Annotated in this window: 20 protein-coding genes and 1 pseudogene; 14 read left to right on the forward strand and 7 right to left on the reverse strand. The window is 36.0% G+C overall.

What is annotated here, in order from left to right; translation table 11 throughout:
- Positions 1-266: 266 nt before the first annotated feature.
- Entirely contained in the window at positions 267-1,022 is a 756-nt protein-coding gene (locus tag CFK40_RS10355; protein ID WP_264371364.1) for a cytosine permease, read from the reverse strand.
- Positions 1,023-1,273: 251 nt separating this feature from the next.
- Between CFK40_RS10355 and CFK40_RS10360 the strand changes: the two genes are divergently transcribed.
- The 7 genes and pseudogenes from CFK40_RS10360 (at position 1,274) to CFK40_RS10390 (ending at position 5,842) form a co-directional block, all read left to right on the forward strand.
- Complete coding sequence (locus CFK40_RS10360) at positions 1,274-1,543, forward strand: DUF6944 family repetitive protein (protein ID WP_089532236.1); 270 nt, start codon at positions 1,274-1,276, stop codon at positions 1,541-1,543.
- 44 nt (positions 1,544-1,587) lie between these two features.
- Positions 1,588-1,779: a hypothetical protein gene (locus CFK40_RS10365; protein ID WP_089532237.1), complete on the forward strand. Its 192-nt coding sequence runs from the start codon at positions 1,588-1,590 to the stop codon at positions 1,777-1,779.
- Between the two features lie 290 nt (positions 1,780-2,069).
- The gene (locus CFK40_RS10370) at positions 2,070-2,486 is read left to right on the forward strand and encodes a hypothetical protein (RefSeq protein ID WP_089534354.1); all 417 of its coding nucleotides are present in this window, start codon (positions 2,070-2,072) and stop codon (positions 2,484-2,486) included.
- Positions 2,487-2,608: 122 nt separating this feature from the next.
- Positions 2,609-2,906: pseudogene (locus CFK40_RS10375) on the forward strand (transposase); the annotation flags it as partial.
- 222 nt (positions 2,907-3,128) lie between these two features.
- On the forward strand, positions 3,129-3,632 hold the full coding sequence (locus CFK40_RS10380) for a DinB family protein (protein WP_089532239.1): 504 nt from the start codon (positions 3,129-3,131) through the stop codon (positions 3,630-3,632).
- Positions 3,633-3,905: 273 nt separating this feature from the next.
- The gene (locus CFK40_RS10385; RefSeq protein ID WP_089532240.1) at positions 3,906-4,454 is read left to right on the forward strand and encodes a GNAT family N-acetyltransferase; all 549 of its coding nucleotides are present in this window, start codon (positions 3,906-3,908) and stop codon (positions 4,452-4,454) included.
- 191 nt (positions 4,455-4,645) lie between these two features.
- A complete protein-coding gene (locus CFK40_RS10390) occupies positions 4,646-5,842 on the forward strand; it encodes a M24 family metallopeptidase (RefSeq protein WP_227001758.1) in 1,197 nt (398 codons plus the stop codon).
- A gap of 138 nt (positions 5,843-5,980) precedes the next feature.
- Here CFK40_RS10390 and CFK40_RS10395 read toward each other — a convergent pair whose 3' ends face one another.
- Entirely contained in the window at positions 5,981-7,378 is a 1,398-nt protein-coding gene (locus CFK40_RS10395; protein WP_089532241.1) for a sodium:solute symporter family protein, read from the reverse strand.
- 525 nt (positions 7,379-7,903) lie between these two features.
- Here CFK40_RS10395 and CFK40_RS10400 point away from each other — a divergent pair.
- On the forward strand, positions 7,904-8,578 hold the full coding sequence (locus CFK40_RS10400; protein WP_089532242.1) for a VOC family protein: 675 nt from the start codon (positions 7,904-7,906) through the stop codon (positions 8,576-8,578).
- 62 nt (positions 8,579-8,640) lie between these two features.
- On the opposite strand, the gene CFK40_RS10405 is transcribed toward CFK40_RS10400, so the two are convergent.
- Positions 8,641-9,267, reverse strand: a complete 627-nt coding sequence (locus CFK40_RS10405) for a metal-dependent hydrolase (RefSeq protein WP_089532243.1) — start codon at positions 9,265-9,267, stop codon at positions 8,641-8,643.
- 270 nt (positions 9,268-9,537) lie between these two features.
- Between CFK40_RS10405 and CFK40_RS10410 the strand changes: the two genes are divergently transcribed.
- Positions 9,538-10,005 (forward strand): hypothetical protein, encoded by a 468-nt coding sequence (locus tag CFK40_RS10410; protein ID WP_089532244.1) that lies wholly within the window; start codon positions 9,538-9,540, stop codon positions 10,003-10,005.
- A gap of 123 nt (positions 10,006-10,128) precedes the next feature.
- On the opposite strand, the gene CFK40_RS10415 is transcribed toward CFK40_RS10410, so the two are convergent.
- Positions 10,129-11,364, reverse strand: coding sequence for an esterase-like activity of phytase family protein (locus CFK40_RS10415; RefSeq protein WP_089532245.1), 1,236 nt, complete (start codon positions 11,362-11,364; stop codon positions 10,129-10,131).
- Positions 11,365-11,669: 305 nt separating this feature from the next.
- Between CFK40_RS10415 and CFK40_RS10420 the strand changes: the two genes are divergently transcribed.
- The 3 genes from CFK40_RS10420 to CFK40_RS10430 all read left to right on the forward strand — a co-directional run bounded on the left by CFK40_RS10420 (position 11,670) and on the right by CFK40_RS10430 (position 13,880).
- Positions 11,670-12,290: an HAD family hydrolase gene (locus tag CFK40_RS10420; protein WP_089532246.1), complete on the forward strand. Its 621-nt coding sequence runs from the start codon at positions 11,670-11,672 to the stop codon at positions 12,288-12,290.
- A 195-nt stretch (positions 12,291-12,485) separates the two neighbouring features.
- Complete coding sequence (locus CFK40_RS10425) at positions 12,486-13,226, forward strand: gamma-glutamyl-gamma-aminobutyrate hydrolase family protein (protein WP_089532247.1); 741 nt, start codon at positions 12,486-12,488, stop codon at positions 13,224-13,226.
- A 9-nt stretch (positions 13,227-13,235) separates the two neighbouring features.
- Positions 13,236-13,880, forward strand: a complete 645-nt coding sequence (locus tag CFK40_RS10430) for a hypothetical protein (protein ID WP_227001759.1) — start codon at positions 13,236-13,238, stop codon at positions 13,878-13,880.
- Positions 13,881-13,955: 75 nt separating this feature from the next.
- Here the strand turns inward: CFK40_RS10430 and CFK40_RS10435 are convergent, their stop codons facing one another.
- From CFK40_RS10435 to CFK40_RS10445, 3 genes are all read right to left on the reverse strand, one after another.
- A complete protein-coding gene (locus tag CFK40_RS10435) occupies positions 13,956-15,707 on the reverse strand; it encodes an alkaline phosphatase D family protein (protein WP_089532248.1) in 1,752 nt (583 codons plus the stop codon).
- 1,374 nt (positions 15,708-17,081) lie between these two features.
- Positions 17,082-17,252: a hypothetical protein gene (locus CFK40_RS20970; RefSeq protein WP_161493855.1), complete on the reverse strand. Its 171-nt coding sequence runs from the start codon at positions 17,250-17,252 to the stop codon at positions 17,082-17,084.
- A gap of 368 nt (positions 17,253-17,620) precedes the next feature.
- Positions 17,621-17,893, reverse strand: coding sequence for an MFS transporter (locus CFK40_RS10445; RefSeq protein WP_089532250.1), 273 nt, complete (start codon positions 17,891-17,893; stop codon positions 17,621-17,623).
- A 138-nt stretch (positions 17,894-18,031) separates the two neighbouring features.
- Between CFK40_RS10445 and CFK40_RS10450 the strand changes: the two genes are divergently transcribed.
- Both CFK40_RS10450 and CFK40_RS10455 read left to right on the forward strand, forming a co-directional pair.
- Positions 18,032-18,430 (forward strand): DUF6141 family protein, encoded by a 399-nt coding sequence (locus tag CFK40_RS10450; protein WP_405196544.1) that lies wholly within the window; start codon positions 18,032-18,034, stop codon positions 18,428-18,430.
- A gap of 710 nt (positions 18,431-19,140) precedes the next feature.
- The gene (locus CFK40_RS10455; RefSeq protein WP_089532251.1) at positions 19,141-19,476 is read left to right on the forward strand and encodes a hypothetical protein; all 336 of its coding nucleotides are present in this window, start codon (positions 19,141-19,143) and stop codon (positions 19,474-19,476) included.
- Positions 19,477-19,830 lie beyond the last annotated feature (354 nt).

Here is a 19,830-nt window from a genome sequence, read left to right on the forward strand (position 1 = left end):
CCTGCTTTGGGAACTTAAAGGCTCTTTTTAAGCTTGAGAGAAAAAAACCACTCTGACAAAAAAACGTGTAAATGCGTTCCTAGATCCTAAACATATGGATAATGTTATAACCGTTTTCTATTTTACACTTCTCTTTTCTTTAGGCGCGAAAATAATGTATAAGATAAAAGCCAAACCTGTACCAACAAACCATGATAATTTATAGAGAGGCTCTAATACATCCACAAATGCACCAATCAAAGCAACAATAACGGCAATAATTGTAATCATAGCCGGACATTAAAGCCTTTTAGAAAGTAATAGTCGCTTTTGGGCTCATAAAGGGTATTTAAATTAAATTGTCTTTGACGAATGAAATAATAGTCCGCCATCATGATACCTGTAACCGGACCTAATATTGCACCAACAAAATTTAAAAAAGCATAAATACTTGTTGCGTTCTCCATGAGTTTCCATGGAAATAAAAATAGTGCGATGACAGCAGCGATAATTGCTCCTGTTTTGAAATGTAACTCCTTATTGAATAATTGGGATAATGATACTAACTGATAACCTGCAGGTATGAGGTTACCAACAAGATTTGCAGAAATTGTCGACAGACAAATTACTAAAACGACACCAGCAATTGCAAATGTACTATCGAATCGATTAATAACATCTACAATATTCCAAATTGGCGTACCAAAGGCAATTTCCGATCCGACAATAATCGCGATGCTGGCTATTGCAAATAGCAAAAATGTGATAATAAGCCCGATGGGTTGTCCAATGGCTTGATCACTAAGTTTTCTTGACATTTTGGGCAGATCAATAATACTTACAATCGGGGCTGCCCATGTTGCAACAATAGCAGCGACAGAACTGGCTAACACGAGAAGTGTATTCCCATGTATGCCTTTTGGTGTATAATTAAGGATTGGTCCAATACCACCTGCCAAGTATACAGCCCAAATAGCCATTCCAATAAATACAACGTAAATAAAAAAGGATAACACTTTTTGGATTTTACCTATAAGATCCATCCCCCCGAATATAAAGCCCACGTTCACACACCAAAATAAAAGGAAGGAAATATTCCTTATCCCGGAAATACGCCCTTAACTTGAAGAAAAGGATTATAATTCTGTGTCTTTATGCCATTTTAAAGGCTAGGAAAATCGAAATAATTGCAATAGTGTTGGCCATTCCCTACATCAAGAAAAATTTAAAAAGAAACAATAATTCTCGTTTGAATAATATAAAACAAGTTTTGTAAGTTGGGGGGATTTGCACGTTGGACAATAGAACGAAAGGTCTTTTAGGATACTGGATAGAAGCGATTGGACAAACGATGTCTGCTGTAACAAATACGCCATCTGCAGTTAAAGATAAGGAATTGTCCTCCCAACTTGATTTATGGGGAAATGTCTTACAAGGAACAGGGACAGCTTTAATTGCAGACAGTGAAGAAGAATTTTCTTTTGAAAAACTTGGTAATCAATTGCAATCTATAGGAAACTTGGTGACGATCATAGGTTTTTTAGCTCCGGTTAGCGATGAGTAAAGACGGAGCTTGGTAAGAAAGGAGACATTATTGAAACACTAGGCGTGAGTGTATCCCTACCAGATGAGTTGAAAGAAGGTTTCACGCTGGAATCATTTTTCGACATCTATGGAAGCTTCCTGCAAGTTATTGAGATTAAAGGTGTCGATGAGGAGCTCGTCAACTTGATTGCGGAATGGTCTCAAGCTATAGCATCCATACTTTCCTTGATGAGCGCAATGCAAGCTGATTTATAGTTGAATACAGCTGCTACTTAATATCTAAAATAAAAGCCGACTAAAATACGTTAATCGAAAAGTAACCTTGCCTTGTCATTAAGTAAACTGGTGCGTTATCTTGAATAAGGTGTAAGCAATGATTTACCACAGTAGGGCGGCCAGATTGTAGTATATTGTTAATTCAAAAATAAAAAGTTAAATGTAAGCGATATCATTGACTCGATTCCTTATTTTGTGTGAGAATAATTTTAAAGATACGAACTGAAATAGATATTTTATAAGGAAAGAAAAGGAAAGTGATTGAAAAAATGCTTTATATATGGAACATTGAGCAGATAATTAAAGCAACATTGAAGGAACTCAATTTAAACATTAACTGTGAGTTTAACAATGATTTAGCTGTACCAATGAGTTATAACGTATCAACAAGGACGATAAAATTTAATTATCTCCAAGTAAATGGGTATATCAGTAAATTGTTTAAACTAAAAGAGTCGGATGAAAACATTGTTAAACTAATCCTTTATCATGAACTTGGTTATTATTTGGATTTTAAGAAAAACAAACGCGATTTAAAGATACTAATGTATGGGGAAGATGATGAAAAAGAAGAGCTTCAATCAGAAATAGAAGCGAATGCTTGGGAATATGGCAGGACATTGGTACCTGAACAATTAGTAAAGTCCTATGATAAAATACGTGAATTCGAAAAGATGCGTATATAGGGATGTATAAACTAAGGGTGAAAGTAAGCATACGAGCGGTCTTACTGACGTTAGTCTAATAATTGGACACAGGAAATGGTGAGTTTTTATACTAAAAATACTAATTTCTAGGAGTGTTCAAAATGGGTGAACGTTATGATAAAGAATTTAAGTTGTACGCTGTAAAGATGGTGGTGGAAGATGGTAGAAAGGTTGCGGAGGTTGCTAGGGAACTTGATATAGTTCATCAAACATTACACAAGTGGGTGAATAAATACAAGGAAGATAGTTTTGTAGGGAGTGGAAACCGGAATCAGCTGATAAAGCGACCTATGAAAAGGACAAACGAATTCGTGATTTAGAAGAAGAGGTCGCTATTTTAAAAAAGGCTATGGGCATATTCGCAAAAAACCAGAAGTAATTTATGACTTCATTGAACAACGATGAATATATATCGCCTTTTTCCTTAGAAAGTTATCAAACGGCTATATGGTTTTACTGGTACATATATTGTTCACGCTGTTACTTTATTTAGCTTAAAAAGGTTATGGTAATGATACGCAAACAGGCCAGATTGTAGCATAACGAATGAATAATATTTTTGCTAAAGTAGAAAGGGATAAAGAAAAATTCGCCTTTATATCTAAGGGGTGGGAGGATGCTATGGAGAAGCTAGAATATGAGTGGGTAAAACAAACAAGACAGATTTTATTAGACCAGTGTAAAGAATTGAACGAAAATGATTTTACAAAAGAATTAGGATTTGGTTTTCAAAGTATAAGAGATTCTTTAGTTCATGTGGCAGGTTGTTATCATGCTTGGCTGGGTTCTTTTGCACTTTCAGAAACAACATCACCACTATTAACAAAAGAAGCAATCAATGAGATGCAGATTGACGATATTCAACGTTATTTTCAACAAGCGGATAAATATGTAGATACTGTATTTGAAAAATTCACCGATAATTTTGATGACAATATTGAAAAAGAACCTTCTTGGAAGTTAGGGAGTGGGGCTATAAGAAAAACTCCACACCAATTACTAACCCATTCTGTTACACATGAGTTTCATCATAAAGGACAAATTGTAGCAATGCTGCGTCTACTTGGCCATATACCTAAAAATACAGACATATTGGGGTTACCTGATGAAGAATTCGTTAAATAAATATAAGGAGATTTACCGCAATCGGGCGCTATCGTTGAAGATCACAACCATAAAATGATTAAACTTTTTTACAAAAGACAACTTAAATCTACTGAAAAGAATCCTTTTTGATAAATCTTTTTTCAAAATGGATTCTTTTTACTTACCATAAAACATGAAAATTGCCAGGGTTTTGATCAAACTTTATTTCAAAGCTATAAGAACGGAAATGAGGGATATGTTAGTATTTAGTAATAGATTGAGTTAATACGTAAGACTACGGGAGATGGTTTTATGATTCATAATCTAAAAAGTGAAAGAGTTATTCTTCGAGAGATTGAAGAAAAAGATTGGATAGATGTTCACAAATATGGTTCACAAGAAAGGGTTTGTCAATATCAGCCTTGGGGGCCAAACTCTGAGAAAGAATCTGAAGCTTTTGTGAAACAAATTCTTATAGATGCTAAACAGAAACTGAGGAGTCGATTTGTCTTTGCCATAATATTAAAGGAAAATGGGGAAATGATTGGTGCAGGTGAGTTTAATATCCGGGACTATACCAAAAAAGTCGGTGAAATAGCATACATAGTTAACCCAAAATATTGGGGAATGGGAATTGCAACAGAAGTGGCAAAACTGTTAATCATATATGGCTTTAATGAATTAAATCTACACCGTATTTTTGCGACTTGTGACCCAAGAAATATTGGTTCATTAAAGGTTTTAGAAAAAGTAGGAATGACTAAGGAAGGTAGAATACGTGAGGATTTATTGATAAGAGACGGCTGGCGAGATTCCCTTTTATATAGCATTTTAGAACAAGAATGGGAAGGAAATAAATAACTTTCAACAAAAGGGCGACTATCTTAACCGCATTACTTACGTGAATTGGAAACAGAATTATTAACTAAACAGGGTTTCAACTATTAAAACAGTACTCCACACATATGAGTAAGTTAATGTGCAAAAAAGGAACACGATTACTAGGAATTTTTCTTTACTTTCCCTTTAAGGATAGAAGGCTATCGGTTAAAATGAACTTAAAATTAATATTTATCCAATTTGTTTGCCAGAATGAGGGAAGTGATTTTTTGAAAACAAACAAGCATATTACAAAAGTAAGGGAATGGATGCGGGGTAATGATGTTGATGCAGTGATCGTTACGAATCCTGCTAATCAATTTTATTTAAGTGGTTTTAAGGCGTTAATCTATTCCCGGCCAATTTTGTTAATAATTGAGGGAAAAGATACAGCATTTATTATTCCAGGGCTAGAGGAAAAACATGCTCGAGCTGACGCAGAAGTTGATAAGCTTTATGTGTATCATGAATATCCTGAAGGGGTTAAAGGAGCTGAGGATCCCACTGAACTGTTAAAAAACCATTTAGCAGCGAAGCATTCAAAAGGTTCTAAAATTGCATTTGATTTAGCGTATGCCTCTGCAGCTTTGACCGAATCTATAAGAGCAACAGGCTTTGAGTTGGTGGATGCTACTGAGCAAATTAGCAAAATGCGCTATATCAAGGATCAATATGAAATAGAATTAATGGAAGAAGCGGGTAGGCTTGTAGGTTTAGCTGTAGAAGCAACATTGCGTGCAGCCGCACCAGGGGTGACAGAACTTGAAGTTGATGCAAAGGGGAATGCTGTGTTATTTTCAGAAACAGTTAAAAAGCATCCTAACGCAACACTAGACTTGACAGTCATGACACCTTCAGGGAATGTGCGCACTGTCATGCCGCATGTGTTTTCGAATACACGAAAACTACAAGAAGGTGATGTGGTGATCCACAGTCGGCAGGTAGGGTTTAATGGTTATCGAGCAGAATTAGAGCGGACATTTATTGTCGGAGAGGCCAGTGACATTCAACGAAAAGCGTTTGAAGCAGCTAGAAAGGCACAGGAGGCTGCGCTTGAAGTAATAAAACCAGGTATAGCTGCCAAGGAGGTTGATTTGGTTGCACGAAAAGTATTGGAACGAGAAGGATTTGCGAAATATGCTATTCATCGTGTAGGGCATGCAATTGGCGTATTTTCGCATGAAGAGCCTTATTTGCGTTTTGATAGTTCACTGCAACTTGAAGAAGGAATGGTTTTTTGTATAGAGCCAGGAATTTATATACCTGAAGTAGGAGGGTTCCGTCATTCCGATACAGTCATAATAACTGCCGATGGATATCGCTTCATAACGGATTTTCCGCGTGATTTAGAAAGTTTAACGAAATATTAGAAAACTTGGTTGTCATCAAGCCTTTTAGCGACGGCCTTAGTTGCACTTATGCAGTAAGAAAGTTTTTATGCTTTCATATCTGTAAATAAAGCCCATGGGGGAGGCAGTTCATTTGAGGCTTCCCATGGGCTTTCTCTATTATGTTCTTTGCGGCTGCTTATTAGATGTTGTCAGTGTAACAACAATTAGAACAATGATTGCTACTGGAACAGCAATTACGGAGCTGTTTATATCGTATGGTTTACTTAAAACAAGTTCCCACAGTAATGTAGTCAGCACACCCATCATCATAGAGGATAGACCGCCAGCTTTATTGACTCTTTTCCATAGAAATACACCTAATAATGCTGGTGTGAGACCAGCCCCATATATCGTGTAGGCATACATTTGAACAGATAGTATGGTAGGGAAAAAGCGAATTAAAACAAAAGATAAAATACCAAGTACGATAACAAATAGTTTAGTCATTCCTAATAACTGTTTGTCCGTAGCGTCTTTTTTGAAATATTTATTGACAATATCATACGTAACATTGGTCGCTCCAGATAATAAGAAGGAGTTTCCTGTGGTAATGATAAATGCAGTTGCCGCAGCTAACAGGAGGCCACCAACAATATTTGGTAAAGCTAGTGTTGATACAATCAGAGCCATCCCTGGTTCGATATTTTTAAACATGGAACTTGAAGCAAAAGCAATCAACACGATAACTGGTGTTATGATCAAAATTCCAATAATCCATCCAATTTGCGCCTTTTTTGAATTTTTGTCACCTTTGGAAGCTGCCAATCGCTGGTACATATTTTGATCACCCAATAATAAAAATAGGGGAGGCAACAAATAGCCAAGCAACTGGATGTTGGTAAGGGATCCGGTAAATGTTAAATGGGTTGCTGGGACATTGGCTGTTATTTCATCCCATCCTCCTGCAATTACAAACATAAAAGGCAGTGCAACCAGCAGTCCGATGACCATAATTCCGACACTAATTGCGTCAGTCGGTGCCACTGATCGAAGACCACCGATTGTCGCTAGGAAAATAATCAAAGCAGAACCAATAATAGTCCCCCATTCAACGGAAATTCCGGTAGTGAGATTCAATATGAACCCTACACCTTTCATTTGATAAGAGACAATACCCACGTAAGCAAGAATAATAATAACCCCGGCTAGCAGTCTTGCATAAGTTCCGTATTTCTCTTCTAATATTTCGGATACGGTATATTTACCTAAGCTTCGTATTTTTGGAGAAATGAAATATAATATGATTATCCCGATAACAGTAGGAAAGGTTAATAGTAATGCCGGGATTAACCCATAGCTATAGGCCATAGACGTTTGACCACCAGTAATACTTCCACTTCCTACCCAAGTAGCTAGTAATGTTCCCGTAAGCACAAGTGTGCCTAGACTTTTCCCTGCTAAAATATAATCTTCACTTTTTGAGATCTTTTTGGAGTAATAGATACCCAAAATAACCATTACAATGCCATATGCAATTACATACCACAGCAATGATAGGTCTGACTCAATTTTCACTATAATCACCTTCTTTCGCAAGTTATTTTTTCATTTTACATAAGTTAATCTTAATAAGTCAAATTGATCTTTATTTTAAGAAAGTTTATTAACTCTATGTAAAATAAACATAATATAAAATAGATTAAAATAATATGACGTATTTATATTGTAGAGCGATATGATAAGATTAAAAAGACAACCACCCCTAAAACCAATGCTAAACAAGATGAATCAAAAGAAAAGCAAAAACCCAAAACTAACCAAAGACTTGAAGACATAGTTAAAACATTATCTGATTTTAAGCTTCCAACAGATAAGCGAATTGAAGGAGAAAAAAGAGAAGAATTAGTTGAAATGAGGAAGAACCCTGAACAATTTACTATTTGTGAGGTTATGACGCAATGCAATAGGTGATGTCATTTCATTAATTGCTGAAATATTTATACGTGGTTGGGAGGAGACCCTATATGTCGATCGGTATAGATGGATAAAGTTATAGGAAATAATTTTTTATAGCTATACCAGGAAAGGAGCTATTTATAAATGGAAATTAAATCGGTTGTTATACACACGAGAAGTCTAATACAAATAAAAAATTTTTACCTTGAGACGCTAGGTTTTTCTTTAATTAAAGAGGATGAAAATAGCTTTCGAATTGCCGTCGGTACAAGTGAATTGGAGTTTACAACAAAAGATGTAGAGGGAAATCCTTATTATCACTTTGCTTTTAATATTCCAGCTAACAAATTTGAAGAAGCAAAATCATGGACAAAAGAAAGGGTAAGACTAGCTGTTGAAGGTGGGGAAGACGAAGCGGACTTTGACCATTTACCTGCCCACGCTCTTTATTTCTATGATCCTGCTGGTAATATAGTAGAGTTTATTTCAAGACATTCAACTTCTGAAGATAGGATGGATCCTTTTTCGATTAAAAGTATTTTAAACATTAGTGAAATAAGTTTAACCGTAGATGATGCTATAAATGTCGGAGAAAAACTTAATAATATTGGTGTGACTGAGCGCGACAATAATGCAATAAGCCCAAAGTTGCTCAATTTTATGGGGGAAAAGGCCAATGGGATATTCATTTTATTGATTCAACCAGGGAGAAGATGGATATTTTCTGATAAAATATCTGCCATATATCCAATTGAAATTGAATTAACAAATAACAATAAAATAATACTTGATCCAGAAAACGAACTATATATAATCTAGAATTTGGTATTAGTAAGAAGATAAAAATTGGTGGCTACGACTAACGTAGCCATGTTGGTTTCTTATAGTTCTTTTGATGAAACTGGTAAAAACAGCTTAACTCCTCGTTTATTAAACGGCAGCAGTTTACTATCCGCAATTAAATGACTGATGTATCCTGCGAGGCAGGTGTAATAAATTCCTTCTATTCCGAGAGATGCTTCTAATTTGGAAGCGATGATTCCGAAGAAAATAACCCCTACTATCGAATGCGTGTAGCTGCGGTGAGAAACAAAAGATGCAAGTAATATATAAATCCCGAGTAACATCAACCAAATTTCTTGTAGAGAGAAGCCTCCCGCTAATATACCGACTCCTGTGATGGTTAACATATGCTTTTGTTTAATCAATGACGATATGACAATCATCCCCAATCCGATTCCTATACCAATGAATTGCTCGTTATTCGCCCCTTCATAAAAACTATAAAAGATCAACAGAATCCCAATCAACTGAGCAACTTTCTGAATCATTTTATGTGATAAGGTAATTTTTCCACGAAGCTCTCCGTCAATATCCAGGTCGGGGATTAATCCTGAAATACTTCCTAATCCAACTAAAAATAGGGTCGTAGAAGGGGTGGTATGAAACGTGTTCGCAACGATAAATCCTGTTGCTGCTCCTATTGCTGCATGTGCTGTACCATTCACTTTTCATTTCACCTCTATAAAGATTTTTGTAGTAATTTAAAAACCACACTCTATTTTACAACAAAATGGTGGAGATAAAAATATGCAAATGTATATATGAAACCATTTTTTGAAACCTTAGAGGCGAAGGATAAAGTTTGTAGCTTTCCAGTATAGAATAACAAATACCATAGAGGAGGTGGACTGGAGCCAATGGTGTTTTGTAGCAATTAGCGGTTAATATATGGAAATTAAGGAAAAACTGTTTTGTAAAAAGGAAGTTTTTATGTAATGTTGGGGCTAATCATTGCAATAATCGTTTTTAATTTGATTGCTTTTAGAACAAATAAAAGACTGACTACAAGCCAAATAGTACATATTTGGTCGTTTACAGTGGCTTTACAAACACTTATTGATACATATATTGATACAGGGTATCATGGTTATTGGTACTTTTCTAAAGCTACTAACTTTGAGTCAATTCTTACTTTAACGGTAGTGGTCCCTCCTGTAAATATGATGTTTTTAAATTGGTATCCTTTTCGGCAATCACTTTATAAAGGTATTCTTTATATTTTATGTTGGGTCATAGTGATTACATGTTATGAAGCTATCACATTGTTGCCTGAACCATGGGGGTATTTTAATCATGGGTGGTGGAATTTATGCTATTCAGTACTGGTTAATCCGTTCTTACTTGTTCTTGTTTTAAATTATTATAAATGGATATGTAAAATTGAAAAACTTAACAGGTATTAGATTTGGCTCAAGGTTATGTAAAAAATTTCAATAAATAAAAGGATAGATAGAAAGCAGATTCGATAGATGGAATCTACTTTCTATCTATTTCATTGCAAATTGATATTTTCCAGTGAACTTTTTTTATTCTCTCTCAGGTAATACTTCGAATGCAATGAATTGTGTTACTTGGCTGTCATTGAAATTATTATCTGAAACCAATACCAGGCTGTCATTACCATTCGGAAGCTCTTTTCCCCATGACATCCCCTCAATATTATCAAGCTTATCCAATCCGAGAGAATTCAGGTTAAGTACTAGTTCCTTTTTCACTGGTGTAATATCTTTACTCTTTAGCGATTCTATTTCACTAATATCAGTGGCTCCACGCACATCTATTTTGTAAATGCGAATATAATTACTATAGCTTCCATCATCAGCTTGTACAGCTGAACGCTCAAGGACTAAAAACCTGTTATCATTAATGGAAAGGATCTCTGAGACTCCATTATCGGCAGCCATGCCTTCACCGGGTTCAGCTGGAATGGGATCTATCGTATAAGCAAATTCATTCAATACGTTACCATTCCGATTGTATTGAGTTATTCGTGATAGTGAGCCGGTCTCTAAGGTTGGTACTTGATCATCCTGTATAAGTGGGCCTTCCATAGCCGTCCAAAGTGTTAAACCATCCGCAGAAAAGGTGGTTCCTTCCAGGGCAAGATTATTTCGAAAACCTTTATTGGATTGGTCGTCCATTTTAGCTGTGTCAGTTAAAGGCAATCTTGATAAATAACTTCCATCTAATTGTGCCTGAAGGATTAAGGGGTTTAAACCAAGTGAACGATCTCCCTCGCTGGTATACCAAATAGTTTTGTTCACTGGGTCGAAACGAATAGATTCAAAATCTGGTACATTACTATTCTTTTCGGAATTATAATTATTACTGTCTGGAAAAAAAGTTCCGTCAGCTTGTTTTAGTGGGGTTACACCAATAACATGTACAGATTGGAAATCCCTGTGATTGTAGTTTAGTTTTGCCGTATAAAAACGGGCGGGATCAATAGCGGATCGGTCATCACTGATTAGAATCCATTTATTTCCTTTAGGATTATATGACAGACCAGAAAGACCGCCGACAGACGTACCTTTGTATGTCAGATCGTTTGGAACAGTTTCCGAACCTATTAATCTCAAACCATCAACCGAATGAGCATCGTCCTTTTTCCAATGTTTCTTTTCATTGAATTCGTCTTTGCTTATTTCTGTTTTTAACTCAGGCACACTTGCATACTGGTCAGCCGAAACGGCGTCAAAAGTGAATCCAGATAAAGAAATTGCAATCGTACCCGCGGCTAACGTTTTAGCTAACTTTTTCATAGATTTTTTTCTCTCCTTTCCTAACAAATCATATACTTTATTTCTCTAAAAAAATAGTATGTTATCAGTTTTTTAACAATAATTTTACTTTTCACTCAAAATTATAACCTCTAGCAAAAAATAGATTCTGCTCTCACAAATGAATGCAAATATAGATTTGCTAATCATCATTGACGTGAGCCGGGAGAGGAGTCCTAGTTGTGTTAAAATAAATGTAATGAAACTAGCTAGTGGGCAGAGGAAGAGTTAAGAACTTAAAGAGATAAAATAGATGAAATTCTAAATAAAACTAGGGAGATTTATAAATGGATAGTATTATTTTTGATCTAGATGGAACGTTATGGGACTCCATAGACACGGTGTTAATAGCGTGGAATGAAGAAGTAATTAAACAAAATAAACAAATAAAAAAAGAAATAACTAAGGAAGACCTTATAGGTATAATGGGGCTCCAAAGTAAGGAAATAGGTCAAAAGCTGTTTCCTGATTTAGAAGAGGATGTACGGGAAAAAGTATTAAACCATTGCAATGAGGTTGAATGCCAATATTTAAGTGAGCAAGGTGGTTCTTTGTATGAAAATGTGGAAGATGTTCTTATAGCCTTATCACAAAAATATAAGCTGTTTATAGTTAGTAATTGTCAGAATGGATATATCGAGGCCTTTTATAACTATCATAAATTAGAAAAATACTTCTTAGATTATGAGAACCCTGGTAGAACTGGACTCTCAAAAGGAGAGAATATTAAATTAATCATAGAAAGAAATAATCTATCAAAACCTGTTTATGTTGGAGACACGGAAGGTGACTTAAAGGCATCCAAATATGCTAAAATACCATTTGTTTATGCAAAATATGGATTTGGACAAGTAAATGAATATGATTATGTTATTGAGAAATTTGATGACCTTTTAAATGTTTTTTAATAGTTCACGTATCGGATGAAAACGGGTTAAGTCCAGATGTACAAAGTCTCTTTCTAGCTCACGATCATTTGGGGTATATTTTCAATGTGTTTATACCAGAATAAAAAAGGCTTCTAAAGCAATGTCAAGCCTATTTAATATTCTGTCAGGTTATCGTGATTCAATTTCTTGAACCTCAATGAAGGAGATAATAAAATGATGCAGCCAATCAAACCTGTAATCGGAATAACCAGTTCTATTGTCAACCACGACGGCATTCCAAGTGTTAATCTGCACGAAAAATATATTCGTTCAGTGACAAAAGCAGGGGGGATCCCAATCGTAATTCCAACTGGTACGGAAGATATGCCAGAAGTATGGACTTCCATCTGCAACGGAATTATTTTAAGTAGTGGAGAAGATATCGATCCTCATTCATATCAAGCAAATCCTGAACCCCGAATACAAAAAACGAATGAAAAACGTGACTTAATAGAAATGGGACTTGTAAAGAATGCCTTGAATCAGAAAAAACCAATCTTTGCCATTTGTAGAGGAATCACCATGCAAAATGTTGCGTTAGGAGGAACGGTTATACAGGACATTGAAACCAATAACCCTAATGCTATTAAGCATTTTCAGCAGGCTGCAAGACCCAATCCCACCCATGAAATTCAGATTGGGGATGATAGTCAGTTATTTCAAATTCTAAAAAGTTCAACATTCCGAGTTAACAGCATGCATCACCAAGCTATTGACAAGCTTGCGCCTGGTCTTAAAATTGTAGCAGTTGCACCAGATGGTATAATTGAAGCAGTTGAGGGAGTCGACAAATCTTCGCTGTGGTTGGCAATTCAATGGCATCCTGAGGAGATGGCCAGCGAGGATCCAGCTATGCAAGGATTATTTAAAGCGTTTATCGATAAATGCACATTAGCTAAAGAAAAAAGCTTTTAGGATGTGATTGTGATTAATACCTGGTTAAAAAAGATCAAATATGTGTGGTATGCAAGTTATGGTTCTAATTTAAATAGGGATAGGTTTTTATGTTACATAAATGGCGGAAAACCAAAGGGATCTGAAAAAATTGAGGTTGGTTGTAGAGATCGCTCACTTCCACTAAAAGAAGCAACGTATATCATGCATTATCCTTTATATTTTGCAAAAGCATCTGATCGCTGGCAAAAACAAGGAGTAGCTTTCATAGGCTTGGAAAAAGATAAAAAACACCATACATACAGTAGAAAATATTTAATAACGGTAGAGCAATTTATGGATGTAGTTAAACAAGAAAATAACGGTGCTATCTTAGATATGGATTTAAATGAAATAATGAAACGTGGGTCAAAGACATTAAAAGATTCATGGTATGGAACTATTTTATATTTAGGTGAAAAGAACGGTTATCCAATCTTTACATTTACAGCGGATTTTGATTTAGATGTTCCTTTTAATAAACCATCTAAAGAATATCTAGGGATGATAATTAATGGTTTAAAAACAACCCTAAAACTCGAAAACACAGACGTTGTGAATTATATAAGTTCAAAACCAGGAGTAGTGGGTAATTACAATAGAAAAGATATTGAAAAGCTAATCGAGTTAGATTAAAACTTATATACCTTCCTTACGTCTAAAAAAAAGAAGTAGACGAGTTGCCCCGCCTACTCTTGAGAAATTGTATTTTTATTTCGTTAGTTTTTCTTTCTTTTTTTCTTTTTGTTTTTTATGTGCAAGGTCATGAGCCTGATGACGATCTTCTTCTACCTCACTGGATTTTTGCTTACCATTTGGAACTATAGTTGCAGATACTTCTTTTAGGCCAGCTTGGTCTTTCTCATATACGAAAGATGCCCTTGTAGAAATATCTGCCCCCGGTTTTGTAACAAACGGAAGCACGCGATAGTCTGTTTTCCATTGTGTTGGGGTGACCTGGCATCGTACATAACCGCGATAATCGTTAAAGAATTTTATATGTTCATTCTGTGCTAATATCCGATCGGTATCAGCACGCTGGTCTGCCCCGTTCCCACCAGATGTAATAGAGGTTCCGACAAATTCTGCTCCGAGGATACGGGAATTCAGATCATTAAAGTCAGCCATTAAATTGGACGCCCAGCTAGCATGTACATCACCTGTCAGGACAATCAAATTATTCATATTTTTACTACCAACGAAGTCAGTAATCCGCTGGCGGGCAGGTGTATAACCATCCCAGCCATCCATGCTGAATAACGGCTCGTCCGGACCTGGACCATAGTTCCGTTTTGCAAAGAATATCTGCTGTGCCATCACGTTCCAATTTGATTGTGATCTGTTAAGGTTATCAAGTAACCAATCCTCTTGTTTCCCACCTAATAGGGTACGGGATGGATCTAATGATTCTGGTGTTTGTGGAGAACTCGTATCTGAATTCGCCTGATCAGAGCGGTATTGGCGGGTGTCTAATACAAAGAAATTTGCTAGATCGCCATAAGAGAAGCTTCGGTATAATTGCATATCAACTCCATGGGGCATAGAAGATCTACGCAGCGGCATATGTTCGTAATACGCCTGATAAGCTGCAACACGCCGTTTCACAAATTCCTCCACGGATTGTCCTTTTTCCGGAATTAAATCGGCATAGTTGTTTTCCACTTCATGGTCATCCCAAGTCACTACCCATGGAAAAGCAGCATGAGCGGCTTGCAGATCTTCATCTGTTCGATATTGGGCATGGCGATTACGGTAATCCTCAAGCGTCTTGATTTCTGGTCCGCTGTGAGTTCTGACATTACCTGTACCCGACACGTATTCATTCGGACCATATTCGTATATGTAGTCCCCAAGATGGAAAACAAGATCGAGATCTTCTTTAGCCAAGTGTTTGTAAGCTGTATAGTAGCCGTGTTCATATTGCTGGCAAGAGGCAAAAGCAAAAGTAAGACTAGATACACTGGAACCACTTGCAGGAAGTGTTTTCGTTTTTCCAACCTGACTATATTCATGTCCAGCTTTAAAACGATAGAAATAAACCATGTCAGATTGCAGACGATCAACTTCCACATGGATAGAATGAGCTAATTCGGGTCTTGCTATTGCTGTCCCACGCTGAACAATATGGCGAAAATGTTCATCTTTTGCTAACTCCCAATGTACAGGAATATTACGTGTAGGCGCTCCTCCCCCTTTGAGAGGTTTTGGAGCCAATCTTGTCCATAGAACGATACCGTCAGGAAGAGGGTCCCCAGAAGCAACCCCAAGTGAGAACGGATAGTCGCTGAATTTTGCTTCTGCGTCAACTTTAATTCCGCCCATGGATTGAGCGATTACCATCCCTAGAGAAACGCCAGCAATTTTTCCAGTCTCTTGAAGAAATCCCCGTCTATCAACGTCTCTTTGCAAGGTTTCCTCATTTAATTTTTGAATAAAATCATCCATTGATCTTTCCTTAGCCATGTCATTTTACCCCTTTCCTTATTCCTTTTGTATGAATCGACTCTATTATAGAATATATTTATTAATTCAATGTTAAGGATTGTAAAGGTGGAAAAATATGTTAGTGAGGAAAGTGGGTAATATTTAATAGGATAATGGAATTAGTTAAACTAACTTTGTCTATAATTGATGATTTAATTCGAAATAAGTGTACATATTTCGATCGATTCGTTCTTTATTCATGGTCTGTCATTCCCGTTTTTATTTACACCGACTTAACGAAAATAAAATTGAGGGACTTAGGGACACTGCCCTTATTTGGGAAGAGAATCTTTTATCCCCATCAAAAAACGGTAGTTTAGAATGTTTTCAAGTTTTACATTCAAATAAGGAGATCACATGTCCTACATTAGTTGCGGGGGGCCACCATGATTGGGTTTGCCCAGTAGAGGACTCCGTGCTTATGGCAGAAAAAATTCCTGACAGTGAGTTAGTAATCTTTGAGAAAAGCAGCCATAACATATTTGTTGATGAGTATGAAAGGTTCAACGAGGAAGTCTCCTCATTTGTCTATAGAAGATTTGGTGGGTCACTACTTGAGAGGTCACTATAGTTAACCTTCTGTTTCATAGGAGGGTTACCGGAATTATAAAGTAAAAAGTGATGATGCAATTATATTTGTTCCAAGTTACTTTGTGTGGCCACATCTATTTGTTGATCAGACCAACACAAAGGCATCATAGTTGTCTATGACTCATCTAAAGCACGTGATGAATCTCAACCAGAACAACCCATTGACCGAATGGTTTTAATGTATAAAGCATTAGGAGAACCAACCAGGTTAGAATTATTAAAATTGTTACAAAATCGAGCTATGACAACCTAGGCTTTAGCCCGAATTTGTCATTTAAGTGAAGGAACATTTCACGACACCTGCAAGTATTAAAAAAAGCACACTTGGTGACATACACAAAAGAGAAGAAGTACGTTTTATACAATTGTAAGAAAGACGTATTTCATTTGATTTCAAGTCTTGTGACGGAAGCTACGACGAGATGATGAGCTACGACTGTTACGATCGGGCGGATTGTGGGGGATTGAAGGTAGAAAAATGATTAAACGTTATTTCAATGCAATAATTAATAAAGTTTTTTTATCATTTTGTTTACACTGCGGAGATTGATAACAAAATTCTTGATAAGATAAAAAACAATAAGCGGTCTGTGACAAAGGAAATTGAATACATCTTGGAAAATACATAAAAGGAAAAAGCATATACATAAGCCAGGATTACCCGGCTTATGTTCATTTTGTATATATTTTGCTGTTGCTAAGGGCGATTTAAAAGAAATTAGAATTGATTTACCGCATGGGGTTTGGTCACCTAAATGCAAATCAATTATCCTTTGGAAACCTCACTAAAGTTGTGTCGACTTCATGCTCTGAAAAATAGCTCTCATATGTTTCATAGGCACAATCTTTACTGCAAAATATCGTTCCGTTTTTTTCTGCTTCATAATAACGATCATGTTTTTCGATTTCTTTTCCGCAATTGGCGCATTGCATAGTTATTTACCCCCTAACGTTTTTACTTTAGTGTACATTGTTGATCTAGGTACACCTGTAGTTTTTACAATATCGGCAATACTCATGCCATTTTTTTCTCGTTCCACATACAGAAGGGGGGGAGTCGTTTCAAATAAGCCTGGAAATGTAAATACCTTGAATTAAACAGGCGAACGGTATGTACTTCTCTTCACGAGTTTAGGAATTACACCCATACTGGATGCATGTAAAGAGTCGATAGGAAATCAAAAGATGAACTACCGACTCTATGCTCTAAGCCACTTTTTTATTTTGTTTTCTTGATGCAGCCTTTTTTCCGTGTAAAAAATAATACAAAGTTATCGATAGGAAAATGGCTACAGCTAATGTTAATACGTGCCACTGTAACCAACATATGGAACAATCGTGCCAATAAGGTAAGGACCTAATCCCATTCCCGTATCCATGAAAATGAAAAACGTCGAGGTTGCTAATCCAACTCGATGTTTTGGTGATTCCTTTATCGCGATGGCTTGAGCAGCGGATACGATAGTTCCATAGCCAACTGCTAGCAGTGTTCCGGCTAAAAGAAGAACAAAACCGTTCTGTGCTATACCAATTAATAGTAAGCATATTGAAAAGAGGAAGATAGCCGGATACATAACAAAATTATCTCCTTTGGTATCTTGCAGCTTGCCGGCAATAGGTCACCCTCCCGTTGGACGTGGTTAGTTGTTATCAATAGTGTTACCAATTATGCTTATATAAAGATAATCCCAGCATTTGTAAGGAGCAAATTAATGAGCAAAACAAATGAAGATATCTTATATCTGGAAGTGCAAAAACTTGGTAGACCTTGGATTATAGGGGTGCTCTTGATTGCCTCCATTTTCTGGTGGGGTTTTATTCAACAAGTCATTTTTGGTATCCGATTCGGAGATGAACCCGTGGGAAATGGAATGCAGGTATTCACATGGCTAGTGTTTGGTATTATACTTCCATGGGGCGCATTTAAAATGAAATTGATAACGGAAGTACGTAGAGATGGATTGTTTATTCGCTTAGTGCCTTTTCACTTTCGATACAGAAGGTTTCCAAGCGAGGAGCTGTTACTTATAAAAACCATTACTTACAGCCCCGATGGGGCGTTTTGGCGGATGGGGAATTCGTATAAATTTCAGGGGAGAGCGAGCCTATAACATGGGTGGTAATCAAGGTGTAGAATTGGGATTGACTTCTGGAAGTGTTGTTGTAATTGGTTCACAAAAACCAAACGAACTTGAAAAAGCACTTTTTGCAGTAGACTAACTGAAATTAAACTTGGATACATAAAATTCCTTTTTTGTACATCCGCAATTAAGTTTTATAAGAATAATGGGATGAAAGAATTAATGCCTGAAATGGACGGTAAGGTAATAAGAATGAAAGGCACAGTATAGGAATTCAATATCGTCTGCAAGTGGTTGTAATCAATAAACGGGTGCTTTCGCGGAATAAAGATCATTGCTAAAAAAGAAATGGGGGATTTTAAGTAATGACTCAAATTAAAGAAATAGGGTCTTTATGCTCTTTAAACGAGAAAGATTATATTATAAATCAATCTGAACCAAAAAAAATTAGTAATAATTTTCGAGAAGTAATCCAATTAATAAATGAATGTTGCCTTTCCGTTTTGCCGAAGGAAATCCACAGCAAGTGCTGTTTGTGATTAAAGCGCAAATAAATTATTTTAAGCATAAGGGCCGTATCACTTTAAAAAGTTCTACGGCTCCACTTATTTTATAATCATTTAAATAAAACATAATTTCTCGTTTCAAAAAGTTAGTTTGAGATTTTATTAATACGGGAAGTAACTAGTTTATAATTCAGAATAATATATCTAATGAAATTTACTGAAGGGAGGATATGTATGAGTAATGAAAATAATTGCTATATACAATTAAAGAGAGAATCGCAGTTTGTTAATCGTTTTAAAAAATTCAAAGTGATTGTTGATAAAAAAGAGATGAGTAAAATTTCGAACGGAGAAGAAATAATTGAACCGGTTAAGCCGGGACACCATGTGGTACATGTTAAAGTTGATTGGTACCAAAGCGAAGGATACGAATTCACTTTAAAAAAAGGAGAAGAGATAAGATTATTATGTGGATCACCTATAGGAGGTGCAAAAGTTTTTATTCCTTTTATATTTTTAATTTCCGTATTTAGGCCAAAAAAATATTTATTCATTAAACAGGAGGGATAAATTGGGTATTTTTTCCGGTCCCCTCGAGTTGGCGGTACTTCTCTTATTATTGTAAACTAAAATTCACTAGAGGTCCTCGCCCAGATTTTTAGTTTTAATAATTAACCCCTACAAGTAAAGCTACTCGTACAGTTAGCTAATGCCTATTTCTTTTCTTTTTCTGATAAACGATTAACAATAAATAATACAATAGCATAAATAACAAAAGCTGCTAACAAAATAATTACTGTATTAAAATTGTTATGGAGAAAGGGTATAAGAGAAAGTAATACGACTAAAAAAATAACACTTGCTATATTTTTATTTCTTTTCTTAGTAATATTTTTTTCAAAGAGTGACCTCCCTCGTAATAAG

It is taken from the genome of Virgibacillus necropolis (assembly GCF_002224365.1).
GTDB classification, from domain to species: domain Bacteria; phylum Bacillota; class Bacilli; order Bacillales; family Amphibacillaceae; genus Virgibacillus_F; species Virgibacillus_F necropolis.